Raw genomic sequence first — 1483 nt, forward strand, 5'->3', positions numbered from 1 at the left:
ACAATCTCCTTGGGCCGCGAAGCGATGGGCTGTTCGCGGGAGGAGGGCGCTCTGTGATCGCCGGCCGGAATTGAGAGAGCAATGAGCGTGACTTCGGGAACGAAAACTGAAAGCGGCGTCGGCGAAACGATCCGGGTCGTGATCCACGCTCTCCTGATCGCGCTCGTGATCCGCACCTTTCTGTTCCAGCCGTTCAACATCCCGTCCGGCTCGATGAAGGCGACGCTGCTGGTCGGCGACTATCTGTTCGTCTCGAAATATTCCTACGGCTATAGCCACTACTCGATCCCGTTCTCGCCGCCGCTGTTCTCGGGACGGCTCTGGGGCTCGGACCCGAACCGCGGCGACATCGTCGTGTTTCGCCTGCCCAAGGACGATTCCACCGACTACATCAAGCGCGTGATCGGGCTTCCCGGCGACCGCGTCCAGATGAAGGACGGGCTGCTCTACATCAACGACACCCCGGTCGAGCGGCAGCGCATGAGCGAATATGTCGGCGAGGATCCGTGCGGCTCCGAAGGCGGCGGCATCTCCCGGGTGAAGCGCTGGAAGGAAACGCTGCCGAACGGCGTGTCCTATGAGACGCTGGATTGCGCCGACAACGGCTACATGGACACCACCAACGTCTACACGGTGCCGGCCGGCCATTTCTTCATGATGGGCGACAATCGCGACAATTCCACCGACAGCCGCTTCCTCGGCCAGGTCGGTTATGTGCCGCAGGAGAATTTGATCGGCCGCGCCCAGATGATCTTCTTCTCCATCGCCGAAGGCGAGCATGCCTGGATGTTCTGGCGCTGGCCGTGGGCGGTGCGCTGGAATCGCTTCTTCAAAATCGTCCGATGAAAGACGAAGCCAAGGACATCGCGACCCAACCTATCGAGGCGCAAGCCGCTCCTGAGGGCGAAGCTGCACCGAAGACGCCTGCGAAGAAGAAGCGGGTACGCAAGGCCAAGGCGACTGACGCGAATGCGGCACTCGAGGCGCGCATTGGTTACAGCTTTGCGGATCCGAACCAGCTGATCCAGGCGATCACGCATGTCTCGGCGCTGAAGTCCGGGCGCAAGCGCGGCGACAGCTATCAGCGGCTGGAATTCCTCGGCGACCACGTGCTCGGGTTGGTCGTTTCCGACATGCTCTACCATGCCTTCCCGAACGCCGACGAAGGCGAGCTGTCCAAGCGGCTCGCCGAACTGGTGCGCAAGGAGAGCTGCGCGGACGTCGCAAAATCGCTCGGGCTGCTCGACGACATCAAGCTCGGCTCGGTCGGCCCCAGCGCCGACGCCCGCTTGCGCAAGAGCGTGCTCGGCGACATCTGCGAGGCCGTGATCGGCGCCATCTTCCTCGACGGCGGCCATGCGGCTGCGGCCGAATTCGTCAAACGCAACTGGACCGAGCGGATGCACAAGCCGCGGCGTCCGTTGCGCGATCCCAAGACCGTGCTCCAGGAATGGGCGCAGGGGAAGGGACTGCCGACGCCTGT

General features: G+C 63.3%; 2 protein-coding genes. Both read left to right on the forward strand.

Annotated features, from left to right (window positions below):
- Positions 1-81 precede the first annotated feature (81 nt).
- A complete protein-coding gene (gene lepB / locus AC1D00_RS40730) occupies positions 82-846 on the forward strand; it encodes a signal peptidase I (protein ID WP_011087823.1) in 765 nt (254 codons plus the stop codon).
- Positions 843-1483: ribonuclease III (gene rnc / locus AC1D00_RS40735; protein WP_477014595.1), on the forward strand; the 641-nt coding region annotated here is incomplete at its 3' end. The genes lepB and rnc, both read left to right, overlap by 4 nt.

Source organism: Bradyrhizobium sp. P2_E8 (genome assembly GCF_056403875.1).